Annotated in this window: 17 protein-coding genes and 1 pseudogene; 4 read left to right on the top strand and 14 right to left on the bottom strand. The window is 34.0% G+C overall.

Annotated features, from left to right (window positions below):
* Positions 1-31: 31 nt before the first annotated feature.
* Entirely contained in the window at positions 32-2,785 is a 2,754-nt protein-coding gene (locus tag LKI_RS03870) for a YhgE/Pip domain-containing protein (RefSeq protein ID WP_013102853.1), read from the bottom strand.
* 124 nt (positions 2,786-2,909) lie between these two features.
* On the opposite strand from LKI_RS03870, the gene LKI_RS03865 reads away from it, so the two are divergent.
* Positions 2,910-3,533: a TetR/AcrR family transcriptional regulator C-terminal domain-containing protein gene (locus tag LKI_RS03865; protein ID WP_013102852.1), complete on the top strand. Its 624-nt coding sequence runs from the start codon at positions 2,910-2,912 to the stop codon at positions 3,531-3,533.
* Positions 3,534-3,565: 32 nt separating this feature from the next.
* On the opposite strand, the gene LKI_RS03860 is transcribed toward LKI_RS03865, so the two are convergent.
* The 9 genes from LKI_RS03860 to LKI_RS03815 all read right to left on the bottom strand — a co-directional run bounded on the left by LKI_RS03860 (position 3,566) and on the right by LKI_RS03815 (position 10,110).
* Positions 3,566-4,783 (bottom strand): ATP-binding protein, encoded by a 1,218-nt coding sequence (locus LKI_RS03860; RefSeq protein ID WP_013102851.1) that lies wholly within the window; start codon positions 4,781-4,783, stop codon positions 3,566-3,568.
* 336 nt (positions 4,784-5,119) lie between these two features.
* Positions 5,120-5,416, bottom strand: coding sequence for a bacteriocin immunity family protein (locus LKI_RS03855; RefSeq protein WP_013102850.1), 297 nt, complete (start codon positions 5,414-5,416; stop codon positions 5,120-5,122).
* Positions 5,417-5,766: 350 nt separating this feature from the next.
* The gene (locus tag LKI_RS03845) at positions 5,767-5,988 is read right to left on the bottom strand and encodes a hypothetical protein (protein WP_013102848.1); all 222 of its coding nucleotides are present in this window, start codon (positions 5,986-5,988) and stop codon (positions 5,767-5,769) included.
* A 447-nt stretch (positions 5,989-6,435) separates the two neighbouring features.
* Positions 6,436-6,621, bottom strand: coding sequence for a hypothetical protein (locus tag LKI_RS03840; protein WP_013102847.1), 186 nt, complete (start codon positions 6,619-6,621; stop codon positions 6,436-6,438).
* A complete protein-coding gene (locus LKI_RS03835; RefSeq protein WP_013102846.1) occupies positions 6,608-7,234 on the bottom strand; it encodes a hypothetical protein in 627 nt (208 codons plus the stop codon). Before LKI_RS03835 ends, LKI_RS03840 begins: the two co-directional genes overlap by 14 nt.
* Positions 7,235-7,567: 333 nt before the next feature.
* A complete protein-coding gene (locus tag LKI_RS03830; RefSeq protein ID WP_013102845.1) occupies positions 7,568-8,008 on the bottom strand; it encodes a helix-turn-helix domain-containing protein in 441 nt (146 codons plus the stop codon).
* The gene (locus LKI_RS03825; RefSeq protein WP_013102844.1) at positions 7,998-8,438 is read right to left on the bottom strand and encodes a GNAT family N-acetyltransferase; all 441 of its coding nucleotides are present in this window, start codon (positions 8,436-8,438) and stop codon (positions 7,998-8,000) included. Before LKI_RS03825 ends, LKI_RS03830 begins: the two co-directional genes overlap by 11 nt.
* 235 nt (positions 8,439-8,673) lie before the next feature.
* The gene (locus LKI_RS03820; RefSeq protein ID WP_242651988.1) at positions 8,674-9,462 is read right to left on the bottom strand and encodes a CPBP family intramembrane glutamic endopeptidase; all 789 of its coding nucleotides are present in this window, start codon (positions 9,460-9,462) and stop codon (positions 8,674-8,676) included.
* A gap of 315 nt (positions 9,463-9,777) precedes the next feature.
* Positions 9,778-10,110: a helix-turn-helix domain-containing protein gene (locus LKI_RS03815; protein ID WP_013102842.1), complete on the bottom strand. Its 333-nt coding sequence runs from the start codon at positions 10,108-10,110 to the stop codon at positions 9,778-9,780.
* 147 nt (positions 10,111-10,257) lie between these two features.
* Between LKI_RS03815 and LKI_RS03810 the strand changes: the two genes are divergently transcribed.
* The 3 genes from LKI_RS03810 to LKI_RS03800 all read left to right on the top strand — a co-directional run bounded on the left by LKI_RS03810 (position 10,258) and on the right by LKI_RS03800 (position 13,073).
* Complete coding sequence (locus tag LKI_RS03810) at positions 10,258-10,884, top strand: hypothetical protein (protein WP_013102841.1); 627 nt, start codon at positions 10,258-10,260, stop codon at positions 10,882-10,884.
* 122 nt (positions 10,885-11,006) lie between these two features.
* Positions 11,007-11,315: a bacteriocin immunity family protein gene (locus LKI_RS03805; RefSeq protein WP_013102840.1), complete on the top strand. Its 309-nt coding sequence runs from the start codon at positions 11,007-11,009 to the stop codon at positions 11,313-11,315.
* 204 nt (positions 11,316-11,519) lie between these two features.
* Entirely contained in the window at positions 11,520-13,073 is a 1,554-nt protein-coding gene (locus tag LKI_RS03800; RefSeq protein ID WP_013102839.1) for an oligosaccharide flippase family protein, read from the top strand.
* A gap of 125 nt (positions 13,074-13,198) precedes the next feature.
* On the opposite strand, the gene LKI_RS03795 is transcribed toward LKI_RS03800, so the two are convergent.
* The 4 genes and pseudogenes from LKI_RS03795 to LKI_RS10745 form a co-directional block, all read right to left on the bottom strand.
* Complete coding sequence (locus LKI_RS03795; RefSeq protein WP_013102838.1) at positions 13,199-13,465, bottom strand: hypothetical protein; 267 nt, start codon at positions 13,463-13,465, stop codon at positions 13,199-13,201.
* Between the two features lie 23 nt (positions 13,466-13,488).
* Positions 13,489-13,764: a hypothetical protein gene (locus LKI_RS03790; RefSeq protein WP_013102837.1), complete on the bottom strand. Its 276-nt coding sequence runs from the start codon at positions 13,762-13,764 to the stop codon at positions 13,489-13,491.
* 55 nt (positions 13,765-13,819) lie between these two features.
* Positions 13,820-14,308, bottom strand: a complete 489-nt coding sequence (locus LKI_RS03785; RefSeq protein ID WP_013102836.1) for a helix-turn-helix domain-containing protein — start codon at positions 14,306-14,308, stop codon at positions 13,820-13,822.
* Positions 14,309-14,470: 162 nt separating this feature from the next.
* Positions 14,471-14,668, bottom strand: a pseudogene (locus LKI_RS10745) (cysteine peptidase family C39 domain-containing protein); the annotation flags it as partial.
* Positions 14,669-15,216 lie beyond the last annotated feature (548 nt).

Below are 15,216 nucleotides of genomic sequence, written 5' to 3'. Positions count from 1 at the left end.
TACTAACGGCCAGTAAATAACATCAATTATTTTAAGCTTTTCGGTAATTAATTTTTTTCAAATGTCGCTTTTTTGTCATATAAAAACCAATCATGATCAGCGTAAATAAAACAAATATAAGAAGCAAAACGAGAATATCTGGCATAGCAGAGTTACCAATCATCAATGATTCACGTAGTGCGTTGACAGAATATGTCATTGGTAAATAAGGATGAATCGCTTCGAAGAAGCCATTGGATAGTTGAATTGGATACGTCCCCGCCGAGCCACCTAGTTGCACAATCATCAAAATCATAGCGAGGAAAGAACCCACTTTACCAAACCATAAATTCAAGGCAGTAACCACTGCAATAAATGCAAAGGAAGTCACGACAATGACAACAAAAGTTGCCCCATAATTAACAGGTTTGATACCAACAATCGTCAACGCTACCACATACATAACCGCTGCTTGAAGAAAAGCAAACGGATACAAGACAGACATTTTGCTAGCCCACCAACTGATCGCTTTTTTAGGATATTTAAGAGGCGTTACCAAATCAAACATAAAATTAAAGGCAACGGCGCCAACGAATAGTGCAACTGACAACATATATGGTGCCATGGCTGTCCCATTATTTGGCACATTATCTTTTTCAGTATGTTTTGTAGTCGTTGGCGTAGCTAACTGACGATAAGTGGTTTGCGATGGTTTAACATCGCTCGCCTTTTCGCCAACTTGTGCCAGCTTACTAGCTAACAAGCTATTACCATCTGTTACTTTAGAAATGCCATCTCCTAGTTGCCCTGATCCGTCAGCCAATTTATGAGTCCCATCAGAGATTTTCACAGCTCCTTGAGATAATTTTTGAGACCCAGCTAATAGTTTGCTATTATTATTGGTCAACTGACTTAGGCCATGAGTGGCTTGATTACTGCCAGTGGCTAATTGGGATACTGCATGATCCAGTACTGGCATATTCTTGTTCACGTCTGATAAACCATTAGTCAGTTTTTGGGCACCTGTGTTCAGATTCTTATTGCTACCAGATAATGCTTGCGTCCCTGTATTAAGTTTCGAACTACCTGTAGCTAACGCATTGATACCATTTGTTAACGCTGGTATATTGGCATTGAGTTGTCCCAATCCATTATTTAATTGCGTTGCACCGGTCAGTAATTTGTTCGATTGTTGATCAATTTGTGATAACCCACCAGTCAGTTGGTTTGCACCATTTGTCAGCTGAGCTGCATTGCCTTGAACTGCTGTCATAGAAGCTATTAGGCTATTGATTCCACCATAGACTGTTTTTGTACCCTCTGTCCCATTACCAAAACTGTTAGCTAGACTATCAACACTCGTCTGTGCTTGTTTTAATGTGACATTATTTGTTTGTAATAACGCTGGTAATTGTGATTGCAACGTTTGTAGATTATGCGTCGCTGATTTTAGTGATGCATTCACCGCATCACTTGGTAACATGGCACTTTCAAGCGCATGTATCTGTTCACTCGTCAGATGTTGTGCTTGAGCCACAGTAGTCAACTTTGTTTGTGTCTCACTGATGTATTGGCTCATTGTGGTCAAGTTATCTGCTAAATTGGTCATACTGGTGGTCATTTGATTCACCACATCACTATTTTGATTGTCATTCCCATTCAGCGATGTTTTTAAATGTGCCAAGCCAGCTTGATACGCTTGTAAGCCAGCTTGTAATTGTTGCATTTTTTCTTTTGAGTCTTGACTATTTAAGGCTGTGTTCATCTGGGCCAAACCACTAGAGATTTGTTCACTCGCTTTGTAAGCAGTTGTTGTGCCATTTGTATATTGAACGACCCCATGATGCAAAGCAGCCGCGCCATCAGAAAGTGCTTTGACACCTGAACCAACAGTTCCACTGCTAGCTGCTAGCTGCTGTGCCCCTTGATTTAAAGCACTAGCCCCTTGATTGACACGATCAACGCCTACCGTGTACTGTCCAATCCCTGAGTCTAACTGAGCAGAACCTGTATATAATTTTCCCATGCCGTTGTTTAACTTGGAAACATTACCTGACAATTGATTGAGCCCAGAACTTATCTTAGTACTACCGGATGCGACTTGACTCACACCGTTAAAATATTGGTCCAGGCCTTGTGTTAAAGTATGCGAGCCATTACTGAAAGTTAATGTACTAGTACTCAGTAATTGCAAATTAGTGTTGAGCTTATCACTCCCAACTTTTAATTGTTCGCTACCACGGGCTAATTTTTTGTTGCCGTTAGCTGCATTCGAAAAACCGTTTCCCATTGTCTGAATTTGGCTAAACATCGTTTCTGCATAATTTTTCGTAATTGTTGTTGAAATGGCACTAGCAATACTCTCAGCACCAGACTTTGAGAATTTTTCTGCTATAAAACTATGCCCAGCACTTGTACTGTATTTCAGCACCATTTTTTTAGGCTGTTTATCCATTAATGTCGTTGCATTTTTTGAAAAATCTTCTGGAATAGTCATTACCATGTAATACTTACCACTAGATAACCCAGACGCTGCAACTTTTTTAGTTGGAAAACTAAATTTCATGGCATCTGATTTTTCCAATTTTTTTTGTAACTGATCACCAACTGCTAATTTTTTATCATGATAAACAACTGATTGATCCTCATTAACGACTGCAACAGGCAAATTTTTAATCTTGCCATATGGATCCCACATTGATTTTAAAAACCCAACAGCATAAATTGAAGGAATGAGCATAATGGCAATCAAAACAACAACCATAAACTTATTCTTCCAAATTTTTTTCCACTCGATACTAAGCATTTTATATTCCTCTTTTTGAACAACGTGTTGATTTTTAAAGAACTATAGTTTATATTAGTCATTAACAACCAGAAAATCAATGTACAATTTGTCAAAAAATGTTTAATAATATACGGAGCAGACCATGAATCGACAGGAAAAAAACGAAGCGACACAACAGCGAATTGTATCCGCTTTAGTGTCACTAATTGATACTAAAGGATTTACTAATATCACTGTTTCAGACATCACGCGTGTCGCTAAGCTGAGTCGTGGTACTTTTTATATTTATTATTTAGATAAATATGACCTTCTAAAAAAAATCGAAACAAAATTGATTGCAAACATGGAGCAACTCATGCAGACAAATCTTGATAAGACTATTTATTGGGTAGATAGCCATAAGCATGAACAAGCAGCCAATAGATTAGACTATTCTCCCTACAAAAGTATTATCCAATCGTTTGATTATCTTGATCAGAACCGAATTGTACTTAACGCATTGCTTTCTAAAAATGGTGATCCACAATTTTTATATCAATTAAAAGCGCTTATGGATAGACAAATTACATTGCATAATGACAATATTTTTATCCATGAAGAGAATATGATGCCACATGATTATCAACATGTGTTGCTCGTCAACAGCATCATTAGTATTATTGGTCATTGGTTACAAAAAGAAACACCTGAATCACCGATTGAATTGGCTGATATTTTAATTAATAGTCGCCTACTTGCCCCCTACCATGAAAAAAACGATAAATGACGTGAGTTCACATCATTTATCGTTTTTTAACTTTACCTAAATTCTGGCGAGGCTGTATCATGTTTAGTCGTTGGATTCACGACATTAACCAGCATTGTGTCAGAATCCTGGTATTTTTTAAGTGCGGCTTGCCCAACAGCTAAATGATGATAATCAATCCCATTGTTTAAGACACCTATTTGTTGTAATTCATCTGGATTGTTTAATTGATGGACAAGTAAACTCCCAAATTGCCCGCTGATTTGTGCAGGCATATCCAGTGGTGATTGTGTGGAAACCACTGAATAGATACCGTACTTCCGTCCTTCACGCAATATTTTAAATAAGCCCGTATCATTAAGTTGTTCTTGGCTCTCTGGCATGTAGCGATGTGCTTCATCAAGAAAGATTGTGATTGGGAAGCGTGACGCACTAGCCATTCGAATAAGCAATAACTTTTTTAGCAACAGTGATAACACTAATCGGCTAACTGAACTGCCCGCTTTTAACTGACTGACATCAATAACTAGTGTACGCTGCTGGCTACGGTGTTCTGAAAATAACCTTAAAATATAAAATATATCTGTCTGCGTTGCTCGAGGTACATCATGCGTATGATGATGCATATTAAAGACACGGTTTAAAGTCGGATTGCCTACCCGAGATTGCCCACTCAATAGTTCCCCCCACTGTGATCTAACAGCTGTGTAATCAATTTCTTGCCCTAATAACTCATAATTGGCTTTTGAATCACCAAATGGTACCGCAAATTCTTGAATCATTTGTGACATCAACAGTGTGGCATCATAATCATAACCAAAAACTGACAATTGTTGCTGTTCCTGATCAAATGTAGTTAACCTTTTATTAATTTTGATGTAAGTCCCCGTATTTTTGATGATGTTTTTCTGAATTCTCAGTGATTCGATTGCCATCGCCACTTTTTGGATTAAGCGATCACTATAGATGCCTAATATGTCGGCCACATCATGAGCGTCTATTTCTGAAAAATCCAAATTAGCATTCTCACCCAAAGTATAGGTAATGGCATGTGGTATTTGACTGTACTCTCCCGTGGCATCAAAAATAATCGTTGTTTGCTCAATCTGCTGTAATGATTCTACTAATGATAATAATGATGTCGATTTGCCATTACCCGTCGCACCGACAATCATTAAATGATGCGCTAATAACGCATTGGGATCAAGTGTCAATGCTTCATTCGTCTCACTTTTTGTCACAAAGTGATTTAAGGTCATGTGATTTACCATAACGTTCGCCTCTCGTTATATTATTTATGCTACCACCTATCTCAATCATACCCTTTGGCATCATACTATCATATACCTTGATGAAGAAATGACAATTAGTGGTCAAAAAAACCTATACCGTCCAATCTCACATGCACTTTTTAAATGGCATTGTCAGATTTCAAGTATAGGTACCCCTAGTGAGAACTTCGTTTCAATTTTTATCAGCCTCTAACACACATTATAGCAAAAGGAAATAACGGATTTTACACAAGTTTTTTGATTTTTAGGCTAAAATATATTATTGACTTTTTTAAAAAATATGTTATAATAATGCTATCAATTATCGCATTAACATTAATAGCCATACCTAATTTGACTCAGTTCAGTTAATTTTTTTAACGTTTTTTGTGCATCCGATGGTAGTACGATATGATTATTAATCATGACACGCGATATATCAAGGTTCATTCTGCTAAGTATCAATGGTATCGATCCTGTTTCTGTTTTAATTTCCTTAAAATAACTGGCTAAAATTTCCTGTAATGCAACATACTCCGCACCATCTACTTGCTGACGTAATTGTGTGAGCAGTTCTAGCGCAGCTTTGCCTCTTTCTTGTCCACCAGTATACCATTTAATAGCTGACCTCATGATTCCTCCTTCTGAGTATTGTGCGTTTGATCATAATTTCTTTTAACTTCTGCATTAGCCTTTATCAAAAATTGCCGACCGTGCTGCGTTTTAGTCAAATAAAAATAATATAAAAAATAGCTAATCGTCGCAAGGACTAATGATAACAAAAATGACCAAACAAACGGCATTGACCAAATGTTGAATTTGAACACCTCTGGTACTATTGTGATGATAAACATCATAAACGCTATATTTAATGCACGGTATTTTGGTAAATAACGGTTTTTCTTGTATTTTTTCATATCATGACGCTAACTAATTACAATCCTTGGTTGTTCGTCTCTGGAAGTGATAATAACACGTGTTAATTATTTGAGGTTTGAAGGTACTTCTCCCTTGACGAGTATCATGCTAAAAATAACTGAAAAAATAGCTACCTGATCAAACTCAGCAATCAAAAAATCATGAGAAACAATATTCATTAATACTTGCACGATACCAATCACAGTAAAAACCTGCACAAAAGCTTTTATAAATAACATCTGATTATTTGGCAGATTCCCCCAACTACTTTTTAATAACTTGATCATTTTTATCCCCTTTTTAATATTACTATCTGTATAAATTATATCACTCTTATACTCCTTTTGCTAGAAACATTCTTTCATGAAAAATTCATCTATATTTTAATTATACTTTGCCAGTTTGTAAATAAATGTGCCATAATGGCATTTGCTTGTTATAAAAATCACGACTATAATACTGCTCCTATACTGAAATTCCGGACTACTTTCTTTCTAGGGCGTAATTCGAGATAATATAGTATAGGAGTAATTGTCATAATTTTAAATTGCAAAAGCACTTAAAAGCGTAATAACGGCTTTCTGAGAGGTGTACCAATTTATTTTAGCAAAAATCACAAACTCCGATCACAGAAAAAGCGCCTCACCTATCAAGTATAGGCGAGGCGCTTTTTAGTTTACATGAGATGGATTATGTTAAGCTATAGAACCGTAAGTAAATAAATTCAATCATTTTTAACTTTTATTGTCTATCTTTAACACTTTACCTGTTATGAATAATGTTCCAGAAAGAACAACAATTTTTAATAATAATATTATTAGATTATTATGAATAATATTATCCCATGGAATAATATATTCATTAACTATACCAGCTCCAACTGCTGCCAGTATAATTAATAAAGTTTTATTGCCATCCATAATTAGTCACAGACCTATAAAAATAATTATAATTGAACCACATACCTCCTGGGAAAGACCCATATTCAGCAATTATACCGCCAACAGCAGCTCCAATGACAGCTCCAGCTACCCCTCCACGGGCTCCTATCCATGCACCTAACGCACCAGATCCAATATTTTTAAATTTATTTAAGTCGGTCCTACTAATAAATATTTTTACGTAATTCCAATGTACTTCAAAACCATTTCTACCTGCTGAGTAACGTAACATAGTATTGCCAGTTACAGGAGAATTAATTATAGCTACTTTTGTTACTGGATTAATTTTTACACCTGATTCATCGACTGTTGCGTTTACTTCTACCAATTGAGTATTAATTTTTGTTATAGTAGCTTCATCAATTTTTACATCATTAGGAATAGAAAGAACATAGCGATTATCAACAACTTTAACATACTTATCATATTTAGAATAATTATCAGTAGCAGTATCTTCATTACTAGCAACTTGTGCTCCCGAAGAAACATTTTGAGAAGCAAAGGCTACTGTTACTGGTGAAATAACACTAAATGAAATTACAGAGGCGAAAGTTAACCCCGATAAATAAAAATAACGAATTTTTGTTTTCATTTTTGTTTTCCTTTTCTACAAATACAATAATTGAAATAACATAATCCAAAGTCATTGTATCAAAAAAAATAATAAAAATGTGGATTTTACCATAACTATACACTTCGAGTATAGTTAACAAATAAGCTATAGCAATCTAATCCCAAAATTTAAATACATGTTGGTTAACAGGTACTTTTTAAGTAATCCCTATTAACATTCAAAAATACCAAATTAATTAACAATCCGTAGCAGCCAACCCACGTATAAAGAATCCCATATATATGGATATTTATCAAGGTAAAAATGTACAAAAAATACTCACGTTCACGAGTACTTAGTGTATTATCTTAATTATGCAAATCTGATAGGTTTCCCAACTGCTTTTAAAATTTTTGAAGCACCTGAGTAAGGAATATCTGTCTTAGCACTCTCAGCTTTAGCTATCTGACTTTGAGAAATGCCTGTAATTCTAGCAACTTCCCCCTGAGTCATCTTACGTGCTTGACGATACCATTTTATTGCGTATGCTAACTGAGCTTGGTCTGTTAGTTCTACAACTTCGCTAAGGTTTTTATTGTCCGAAGACGCCGCAACTAATTTAGCATCATCTTCGGTTGTCGGTTTATGTGTCATATTTTGCACTAGAAATGTATATTCTCGAAATGACATGTTTTTAAACAAAATATTATCATATTCTTGTCCAGCCTTATGGTAAGCAACGGTGTTATCAGTGTTGTTAAACATCACTTGTTTCAATTCATTGAGCTTAGATAAAGTCTTCTTATAATCCATTAACATAACCTCCTTGTGGCAAATATTTATCAATTACATTGGCACTTGCTTCGGTTTCAAATAGCATCCTCTGTCCACCGTTGTTAATAGCACCTAAGTGTAAGTAAAAATTTTGTACATCCGTTGTTTTAGACTTTAGTTGTACATATCCATCAAAATTATAATTTTCAGAATCAATCATAGTCAAAGCTAGTAATCTAGAGCCTACGCCTTTACTTTGGTAAGAATTTATTACTTCAACATTGAAAATTTCATTGAACAGATACTGTTTATCTGGGTGTCGTACAAATACTATCAGACCAAGTAGTTTGTCTGCGTTGAAGGCACCGATAACAATTCCTATTGCCGACAATTCTGTCCAATCAAATATGAAATCCTTGATATCATAATCGTTAGTGTTTTGTATACGCTTATAACTTGCACTTACCATATCCTAATTAAAGCACAATTATTCATTTAACGAATAATTGTGCTTTATACTTCTTAAACTTCAACCATAATAACTATGCTCCTAAGCCAATAGTTCGAACTAATTTTATTTAGAGCTATTCGGTTAAGCGACTTTCTGGTTGTAATTCACCACACTGTTGCGTTCGTCATTGTACCAGTTGAAATCATTTAAAAAAACCAAAATTAAACGCGTCAGCGAGGCGAATCTGAATTGATTAAGGTTTTAAGAAAGGCACACGCTGTTTTTCTACAGAACGATCTAATGACTTAATTAGAATCATACTGATAACAGCAATGGGCAGAAAGACAATGATAATAGAAGACCATGTATCAGGAGAAGACACTTTATAAATATCGACTTGAAAGTCAAACAGGAAATGCAATATCGCACCTATGAAAATATTATTGGTAACAATTCTAATTGCTGCAAAAAGTAACCCGATACATGTTGCGTAGAACACTTGCTGATATACTGCTTGAGCCGGATCAACTGATAAATTACTTAAATGAATCAGACCAAAAATAATACTGGTCACAGCAGATATAATCGTCAATCGATTTTTTTCTAACCCATATTTGTTTAAAATTCTTTGGCAAATATTAAATAAGTAGCCCCTTACAAAATATTCTTCGAAAAAACCAGCACCCATTGCAATGGCAAAACAAGCTATTATAATTTTAATCGGACTATGTGCTAACGATAAAACGCTTTGCACATTACCATTTTGGAAATATAGAAAAAGAAAATATAAAAATACCACGCCGGTCATGATTTGCTGAAATGTTGATAACGTCAACTTTTGTTGGAAAATTTTGCCACCATGAGAAATACTGTTGACTAATTTTATGATTAAAAATATAAATAGCAATAAGATACCTAACATGACCAACATAAAGGTCAACGGAATCGCATCAGGATCAAATGGTATAAACATTTCTCCAAGCATGGTCACTATGAATATCAGTAGTCCTTTTCTTGATTTTTGTTTCCGGTTTTTAAACATTTGTCATCCCTCACACTATAGTCTATCAAATTGCAACTCCCCATTTTTCACATATTTCCGCTTATTATGGCAAAAATATGTTAGTGACTTTTCCCGTTTTTTGTGGTAAGCACCCTCGCTTTAATTAATCACATATAAATAAAACAGCAGATAATCTATTTAAATAGATTATCTGCTGTTGACATGCGTCACAGATGAATTGGCTTTAATAGTGGGTAGGTTCATTTAATGTTAAATATTTTCAATGATAATATAAGTCACGAGATAGTTAACCTTATGAAAGTCCTTGATTTAAGAAATGATGAAAAGTAGTGACTATTTTTCATCATTTCTTATTGCATAGTCTATCAATTGATTAATTATCTTTTCTATATCTTGTTTTGATTCGTTATTTAATTTGTTTAGTTTATTAATTATTACTTGTTCATTTAAAGCGTATTCATTGTCTTTTTTTAACAAAGATTCTACAGTTGTATTTAATGCCTTTGCTATATTTTGTAAAGTGTTTATTTTAATATTTTCTTCTTGGATTTCTATTTTTGATATTAATGAAATAGACAAGTTTGCTTTTTCTGCCAACTCAAATTGTGTTAAATTTTGTAATGTTCTTAATTCTTTTATTTTATTACCAATCACATTTTGATTCATATACCTAATACGCCTTTCTCTATATAAGAAAAGAGTAAATGATTATGGTTGCTTTTTAAATTCATTAAAATGAAACTAAACTAGTAATAAAGTAACTATTATGGTATAGTTTTTATTGAAGAATTAAATTTTAGAGGAGAATTGTTAATGGCTTATAGAAGAATAGATACCCCACACATATCAGAACCTGTTGGTAGTGTTAGAGAACATGATGGACTATTAATTGATGATGATAATAACGTTTTTGAATATAGTAATAATGGTTACTTAAAAGTTGGTTATTATAACCCTGTTTCATCAGTTTTGAGCGATGTTGCGCCTATTGGACTTGGCTTGCTTTTGTTAAATGTTTTATTCCCTGTAAGATCAAAAAATGGCAGTACATCAGTTGCTAGTGGTGCCTTCTCACTTTTTACTATGTTCGTATCTTTATTTTTTGCCTATGGCATGATTATTGGTTGGATTGTCCAAAAAATTGCTTTGCATTTTGCAGAAAAAATTGGTAATTTTTTAAATACTAATAAGACAGCAAGATTATTAGTGCCTAATTTTTGGTTTACTGATAAAAAAATTTCAAAATTTTTTGGATTTTACTATCTTGGCTTGCCTATTTTTCTGTTAATCTTTGTTATCCTAAATTTGTTTTTTGATATTCAAGATGGAACTGGCTTATATGCATTAAACGCATTGAATATGTTTAGTCTTGTTTTTTCTATCATATGTGGCATAATTAATATTTTTTATAATCTTTTAACAAAAGTAACTTCTATTTAAAAAAGGCCTTAATGGCCTTTTTTAATCATAAATGTAAAATAAAAAACTCACTTATCCTTTGATTTGCCATAACCGCTGCGTTTGTAATATAATTTAGTTAATAAGTATTGGGGGACTGAACAGTGGCTAAAAACGATAAAGAAATTGACATATTAAATGACGTCATTAATTTGTTAATACAGGAAGATTTGACGACTGATGAACGCTCCATCTTACAGCTCGCTAAACAGCGATTGGAAAGGCACCTTTATTTTCCAAGGATTATTAGTGACTTAGAACAATCATTCACGCCTTTAGCTATGCAACAAAAATTATCTAAAAGCCTATCCCCACTTTATTTAAAGATAACAAGTCAGGAATTTAAAAATAAATACCAAGGCTTTGGCTATGGATTAGGTATGAACTTTGGTGGTGGTGGTGGCAATTTTTAAAATGTAACTTATGCTATACAAAGACACGTAAAAAACCAATCTGCGACGTCGCGGATTGGTTTTTTTAAGTGCCATGCAGTTTATAAATCCTTTGAAACATTTGTTACTGAAAAAAATATTTTATTTTCAGTAACATTGTTGACTGTTTCACTTTATGACGATATAATTACTAAAGTTATAATTAAATGATTAAAGAGTAGAAAAATGAAAAACAAATTAACTCAAAACAAACTAACCACTGGCGCTTCTTGGTTAATCATAGCAAATGTTTCATCAAGACTGATTGGTATTGCATATGTCATTCCTTGGACTATTCTGTTTGGCGTAGCTTCCATAAATGCTAATTCATTATTTGGAAAAGGTTATACCATTTATCAATTCTTTTTAGCCTTATCTACTGTGGGTCTCCCATCTGCCGTCACTCAAATGGCTAATAGTCTATCTCGTAATGAAAAATCATCTTTCTTAATCTCATCAGTACATTTTTCTATGATACAAGGTCTTTGTACTAGCGCTGTTCTTTGGATAAGTTCGCCATTGTTATCTAATGGTGATAACAATTTAATTCCTGTATTACATTCTTTAGCTATTTCGGTTATCATATTTCCCTTCTTATCAGTCATCAGAGGCTATTTTCAAAGTCGGCTTGAAATGGATATCGTTGCAAAATCAGAAATAATCGAGCAAGTCATACGTGTCTTATATATGTTAATATCAACATACATCATATTAAACGTGTTAAAAAAAGGTTGGGTATTAGCCGTAGTGCACTCTACCTTTGCTGCTGCAATTGGCGCCTTGGCAGCTACCATTTATTTGTTATTTAAACTATTGATTATTTTTAATTTAAAAGACATTAAATCTAGTTACAAATCCTATCATCCTTTTAATATGTTAGTGATCATTAAGAAGTCCATCCCTTTCGTTTTTATTGGTAGCTTTTTAACAGTCTATCAATGGATCGATCAGTATACCTTCTTTTATTTTATGAAAATATTTCACGTCGGATATTCTAGTCACAGCTTGAATGTCCTATTCGGTGTTTTTAACTTTAATGTTAATAAATTGATCTTAATCATTGTGGCTTTAGCGGTCTCTATTGCGTCCACAATACTACCACTTATTACTGCCAATATTACTGATATAACGCTTGTGCGCATTAAGGTAAAACAAGCCATCATTTTATTTTGGTCAGTCGTTTTACCAGCTGCGTTAGGATTGTACGCTGTTTCGGGACCAATATACACTGCTTTTTATGGTAACTATATCAATACCAACATAACAATTCCTATGACCCAAATATCTGCCATAACCTCTATCTTTATGGGAGGCGCTACGGTTTTAGCAATGATTATGCAAAGTTTACTAAAAACAAAACTCATTCTTTATTACTTTACTTTGGGATTTGTTGTTAAACTCATATTACAACCCATTCTCATCAATGCTCTGGGGGCAATTGGCCCTATGTACGCTTCGCTTGGGTCCCTAGTGTTAGTAAATTATATGCTGCTAAGGTACCTGAACCACAGAATGTCAATATCAGATATCTTAGGCGATAAATATGTGGGTATCATTACTATGACTTCATTTGGCATGTTCATCATAGTTGTTGTACTTAACAGCACTTTGGCAGGTTTCTTTGATAACACAGCACGTTTCACACAAATGATGGTATTAATTTCTGATGTTGGTGTGGGCATGGCATTTATATTCTTTTTTTACTACAAATTAGGCGTATTAAAGCATCTTTTTAAATAATATCAACCCAAAAAGGCTCTCCGTCAGCTAGATAAAATCTAACTGGCGGAGAGCCTTTTAAGTGTAAAAACATTCAAATTGCAAATTGGATACAGCCAAAACCTTTCCCTCACAGCACTAGGATATTAAATCCAAAGGTTAAAAGATCTTGCAAAATCACTTGAAAAATTAGGCTTTTGCAACTGAGTATACAATGCTAAACCGTCTTTTGATATGTTTTGAGCTATAGCCAAATCACGGAACCCACTGCATAGGTCGTGCAGAACCTTTTGCTCACTCTGCTTGTTGTTTAATTGTGTCAGTGCATTTTTTAATAAGTCATTTTCAACGTTTGATTGCAAATCAAATGATTCCAAATAGGCTATTAATGATCGTTTTTCTTGTTTCGCCATGTTTATCATCCGCTATAGGTCATTTACAAACTAATGTTATCTCTTCTACCATACCCTAAGTATAATCTTAATAATTCAGATTGAATAGGTACGAGTGTTGCAGACAACCTGCCCTGCGTTATAAACTGTTCTGAAAGTTTATATTTAAGATCCTCTGCGACTTTGATATCATCAATACCATGTTCCATGTTTTGATTAGCATGCGCTAAAATTTCGCGTTCTTGCCTAGAAATATCGCTACTCGAGTCTGTGGCAATCTCATTAACCATCTGCCAAAATTGTGTTTTTTTCCTGTTCATGTTAGCCGTCCTCATTTTTTATTTTTCATTAGATGTCGTTTCTCATAACTAGTTTTCAAAATGGCACGAAAATCCCATAAATACCTGCTAATAATGGCACAATAATTGCGAATGTTACTAGCTGAAAATGATTAAACGGCTTTTTGTCCTCAATCAATCGCAATTGATTACTAAAGTATACTAACGCCACAGCATTAGTTAACATGGCCACAAATACCACAATAGACACCCACATAGTAACATGACCTATAATGACAAACATAATCAATGATGTCGTTGCCGTCAATAATCTAAGCAATACAATATTTTGCTTTTTGGCTTTATCTTTAATATTATTGATCATTTTTTTATCCTCCAGAAGTAATTGATCTAAAGATATGTTTAGCTTCTTTGCAATCAAAATAACATTATCAATGTCTGGCAACGTTCGGCCGCTTTCCCAATTCGATATCGTTTTGCTAGAAACCATTAATAATTCAGAAAAATCGACTTGTGTCATCTTCCTTTCTTTACGCTGCGATTTAATTAACTCTGAAAAATTCATATCTCTTACTCCAAATAATAGATTGATCTTGCTACTCTGTAAAGGAAATAGGGTTCTAATTGACAAAAAATCAACTAGAAACACCTGTCTAATTGTCGTTATTAGTTCTTGATTATCAACCACCCTAACTTAAAATATCAAATCATTTATTTCAACATCAAGCACAGGCGTGGTATCAAAATCAAGTGCTTGTGCTGCTCTAACAATCCCTAATGCTGTGGTGCCCTCCATGTCTGTCTTGGCTATTTCTCTTAAATGTGCCAAGGATAATCGCGTCTTGTAATGTGCGGCAATCATTGCCAAGGCTGCAACACCACAATCACGTTCATCGACTTGAGGAATGTAATTAATCTTTTTGATAAACATTTATCATCCTCCACACTACAGTGTATCAAATTGCAACCCCTGATTTTTCACATATTCATCGTAATTTTTTGCTGAAATATATTAGTGACATTTGTTTGACTTTGTGGTACAAGGCGTATTCCAGTTAACAGAACCTAACAATACATAAAATAGATAAACTCACCCATCCTAAATAACATCTCAGCAAAAAGTGCAATGATTAATCATCTGTGAAATACAGGTAATTAATCATTGCACTTTTTAGTTAAACCTTTAATTCAATTAAATCCGATTTTCGAAATTCATTTCAGTTGCGACTTTTTTATAATGCGATCAATAATTAACGGTGTTATAGGTACCGCTGCAAGAGAGATGATACCAATATAGGGTATTGACGAAATTAGACGTAAACTTGACAGCACATAGAAGGTAAAAATAATGATATCTACAATGATGACCATTCTAATTAACCGAAAACTTGTTCTTGACAGATTTTTTTTATTAGGCATCTCACAACATCCTTTTTTAATATTATTGAAACATACTATCGCATATTTATCGTG

The sequence above is a fragment of the Leuconostoc kimchii IMSNU 11154 genome (assembly GCF_000092505.1).
GTDB classification, from domain to species: Bacteria; Bacillota; Bacilli; order Lactobacillales; family Lactobacillaceae; genus Leuconostoc; species Leuconostoc kimchii.
The sequence above is the reverse complement of the archived record's forward strand: the minus strand, read 5'-3'. Positions and strand labels throughout refer to the sequence as shown.

Bases quoted from the DNA above. Each gene is read 5' to 3' on its own strand.
- LKI_RS03870 (WP_013102853.1), bottom strand. From the start codon at position 2,785: ATGCTTAGTATCGAGTGGAAAAAAATTTGGAAGAATAAGTTTATGGTT.
- LKI_RS03865 (WP_013102852.1), top strand. From the start codon at position 2,910: ATGAATCGACAGGAAAAAAACGAAGCGACACAACAGCGAATTGTATCC.
- LKI_RS03860 (WP_013102851.1), bottom strand. From the start codon at position 4,783: ATGGTAAATCACATGACCTTAAATCACTTTGTGACAAAAAGTGAGACG.
- LKI_RS03855 (WP_013102850.1), bottom strand. From the start codon at position 5,416: ATGAGGTCAGCTATTAAATGGTATACTGGTGGACAAGAAAGAGGCAAA.
- LKI_RS03845 (WP_013102848.1), bottom strand. From the start codon at position 5,988: ATGATCAAGTTATTAAAAAGTAGTTGGGGGAATCTGCCAAATAATCAG.
- LKI_RS03840 (WP_013102847.1), bottom strand. From the start codon at position 6,621: ATGGATGGCAATAAAACTTTATTAATTATACTGGCAGCAGTTGGAGCT.
- LKI_RS03835 (WP_013102846.1), bottom strand. From the start codon at position 7,234: ATGAAAACAAAAATTCGTTATTTTTATTTATCGGGGTTAACTTTCGCC.
- LKI_RS03830 (WP_013102845.1), bottom strand. From the start codon at position 8,008: ATGGATTATAAGAAGACTTTATCTAAGCTCAATGAATTGAAACAAGTG.
- LKI_RS03825 (WP_013102844.1), bottom strand. From the start codon at position 8,438: ATGGTAAGTGCAAGTTATAAGCGTATACAAAACACTAACGATTATGAT.
- LKI_RS03820 (WP_242651988.1), bottom strand. From the start codon at position 9,462: ATGTTTAAAAACCGGAAACAAAAATCAAGAAAAGGACTACTGATATTC.
- LKI_RS03815 (WP_013102842.1), bottom strand. From the start codon at position 10,110: ATGAATCAAAATGTGATTGGTAATAAAATAAAAGAATTAAGAACATTA.
- LKI_RS03810 (WP_013102841.1), top strand. From the start codon at position 10,258: ATGGCTTATAGAAGAATAGATACCCCACACATATCAGAACCTGTTGGT.
- LKI_RS03800 (WP_013102839.1), top strand. From the start codon at position 11,520: ATGAAAAACAAATTAACTCAAAACAAACTAACCACTGGCGCTTCTTGG.
- LKI_RS03795 (WP_013102838.1), bottom strand. From the start codon at position 13,465: ATGGCGAAACAAGAAAAACGATCATTAATAGCCTATTTGGAATCATTT.
- LKI_RS03790 (WP_013102837.1), bottom strand. From the start codon at position 13,764: ATGAACAGGAAAAAAACACAATTTTGGCAGATGGTTAATGAGATTGCC.
- LKI_RS03785 (WP_013102836.1), bottom strand. From the start codon at position 14,308: ATGAATTTTTCAGAGTTAATTAAATCGCAGCGTAAAGAAAGGAAGATG.